The 2,732-nt window shown below is 65.6% G+C and carries 4 protein-coding genes and 1 pseudogene; 3 read left to right on the forward strand and 2 right to left on the reverse strand.

From position 1 onward, the window contains the following. A pseudogene (locus JF597_RS52870) lies at positions 1-202 on the reverse strand (hypothetical protein); the annotation flags it as partial. A gap of 119 nt (positions 203-321) precedes the next feature. Continuing rightward, positions 322-687, reverse strand: a complete 366-nt coding sequence (locus JF597_RS52875; protein WP_294014092.1) for a VOC family protein — start codon at positions 685-687, stop codon at positions 322-324. Positions 688-780: 93 nt separating this feature from the next. On the opposite strand from JF597_RS52875, the gene JF597_RS52880 reads away from it, so the two are divergent. From JF597_RS52880 to JF597_RS52890, 3 genes are all read left to right on the forward strand, one after another. Then, positions 781-1,746 (forward strand): WYL domain-containing protein, encoded by a 966-nt coding sequence (locus tag JF597_RS52880; protein WP_294014093.1) that lies wholly within the window; start codon positions 781-783, stop codon positions 1,744-1,746. Between the two features lie 355 nt (positions 1,747-2,101). Next, a complete protein-coding gene (locus tag JF597_RS52885) occupies positions 2,102-2,407 on the forward strand; it encodes an MSMEG_0570 family nitrogen starvation response protein (RefSeq protein WP_294014095.1) in 306 nt (101 codons plus the stop codon). 44 nt (positions 2,408-2,451) lie between these two features. Continuing rightward, positions 2,452-2,732: FAD-dependent monooxygenase (locus tag JF597_RS52890; RefSeq protein WP_294014097.1), on the forward strand; the 281-nt coding region annotated here is incomplete at its 3' end.

The raw sequence follows: 2,732 nt of genomic DNA on the forward strand, positions 1-2,732 counted from the left end.
ACCGTGGGCCGCTGCCGCTGCCGCTGCCGCTGCCGCTGCCGCTGCCGCTGCCGCTGCGCTGACGACCGCCCTGCGCCATGCGGATACCGGTGGACCGGGCCGAGTGACGCTGCCGGGAGTGGACCATCTGATGCGCGACGTCGACCATCCGAACACGCCCGCGCAGCCCGTGCTCGGCGCCCTGCGCCGGTTCACTCGACACTGACGCCGACCAAGCACCTCACCCAACTTCTGGTTCCGCGTGGGGAACTCGTCGTCCTCTCGAAGTCAGACGGCGGCAGGCGCGACACCTGTCGTGCGCGCCTGCCGCATTGCGGCCTTTCAGTCCCGCGGTGCGACGCGGATACGGTTCCCGTCAGGATCGGCTGCGAGGAACGTCAGCCCGAACCCCGCGTCATGAGGCTCGCGCAGGATCGTGACCCCGTTGGACTTCCACTGCTCAAAGGTCGCGTTGAGCTCGTCGGGTCCACCGTCGATGGCCAGGCAGACCTCACTGGTGCGCGGGACGTCCGGAGACAGATGCTCGAACTGGCCAGACCACAGACCGAGGTCAGCGCCCGGCCCGAGGTCGAAGGTGATGTATCCCGGAGTCTCGAACGAGGGGCTCATGCCGAGGAGGCCGCCGTAGAAACGAGCTGCGGTGGGAGCGTCGTTCACGTAGACGATGGACACGACGGAAGTGGTCATGGTTGTTCCTTCTCACAGGTGGTCGGTACGCCTCCACCAGCCTGACCGGGATATGCGCCGCATCGTGTCGCAAATTCCTGAAAAAATTGGTGTGTGACCCCAGACCGCTTCTTCACCCTGATGCTGCTCCTCGAATCGAGGGAAGCCGTCACCACACAGGAACTCGCCTCAGCGCTCGGGGTGTCCCTTCGAACCATCACCCGAGATCTGAACTGGCTCCGCGACGCCGGTCTGCCGGTGACCGCACACCGGGGCCGCCTCGGAGGCGTGACCATGCTGCCCGGATCCGGACTCGACCTCACGCGACTCACACCGGGCGAACGTGATCATCTGTCGCTCACCGGGCTGGATGAGAAGCAACGTGCGGAGCTCAACGCATCGGTCGAAAGTCGGCGCGCGCTCTCCAAGATCGCCGCTACACGGCCGCGTCGAGTTCGTGAGCTCCTGCCGCTCACCGACGTAGTACACGTGGACAGCCGTCCCTGGCGTCAGGCACGAGCTTTCGGCACGACTCCGGCTTCGCTGATCGACGCAGTGCGGCGAGGTCGCCGGCTACGGATCGAGTACGACAGCCCACGCGAGTCATGCCCACGCGACCTGGTCGTGGATCCCTACGGGCTGTTCGCCAAGGCCGGCATCTGGTACCTCGTCGCCGACGCTGCCCGAGTGCCACGGATGTACCGACTCGAACGGATCACGACGTGGAAGGAAGTCGACCAGCCCCGACGGATCCGCGAGAGCCAGACCCTGGCCACCGTCGCTGCAGCGCTCATTATTCAGTGGGAACACAACCACGCGATAGAGGTCAGCGCCACCATCGACCAGACCCAGATCGAGCGAGCGCAACGGATCTTTGGCCTACGACTCGTCCGGGACGACCATGAAGAATCCGCCACCGGCCACAAGGTAACAATCCGCTTCCTGCATCTGGAGGACGTGCGAGCACTACTGCCGTTCGGGAGCGCCATCACTGTGCACGGCCCCACCGAAGCCAGGGCTCACCTCCGTGACCTCGCCACCAGTCTTGCCCACCACTATGCGCCGTCACCAACGTCCTGACCCGCAACAGTTGGTGCCTTGACCGCACAGGCCCGCTGGGCCGTTCACGCCGCAACAGCGAGGAAGTGCCCGCCTCAGCGGAGCCCTTCTCGCCGCGGATGCGAGTGCGTTCCCTGCGTTCGGCAGCCAGGACGTGAAAGGCGGTATTCGCCCTGGCCGCGGGCTTTCAACGCACCGAATATCGCTTGAATTTTGCCTCATAGGCAACTCCGCGTACGCGATATCTAACCCACCGTGAGGACTGCGTAACCCCTCTTTATTCCGGATGACGTCATTCGGTAATTCCCGCTGGCTGAAGTGGTCGTCACAACCAGCGGCGAGGTGCCAAGCCTCGGCGCCTCGCATGGAGGATTTCATGCCGGAGCTGTATTTCCATGTGCGCTGGCCCGACGGAGAGACTCAGCGCTGTTACTCACCTTCCACGGTAATCGAGGACTACCTCACCACCGGTGGCGTGTACGAACTCGGTGACTTCGTGGAGCGGAGCCGGACGGCACTCGGTATCGCGAGCGACCGGGTGCGCGAGAAGTACGGGTTCGCGTGCACCGGGGCGTCCGACCAGCTGGCGCAGATCGAGGAGACCGCGGCCGCGTACGCCTGTCTCGATGGCGCCAAGGTCGCCGTCGAGGCCCTGCGCAGTGCCGACGGGAGCGCGAGGTGAGCGCGCGGCGGCTGGTCGGGGCCCTCCCGCACAGCCTGAAGGGCATGGGAAGTGCCACCGTCCCGGTCGCGGTCGTCGGTGGGGGGCAGGCCGGTCTGTCGGTGAGTTACTGCCTGCGTGAGCGTGGCATCGAGCACGTCGTCGTCGAGCGGAACCGGGTGGGCCAGGAGTGGCGTGAGCGCCGTTGGGACTCGTTCTGCCTGGTGACCCCGAACTGGCAGTGCAAACTGCCCGGCTTCCCCTACCAGGGGGACAGCCCGGACGGGTTCATGGTCCGCGAACAGATCGTTCAGTACCTGGAGGACTACGTCGCCTTCTTCCAGCC

The organism is Streptomyces sp., from assembly GCF_019510245.1.
Lineage (GTDB): Bacteria > Actinomycetota > Actinomycetes > Streptomycetales > Streptomycetaceae > Streptomyces.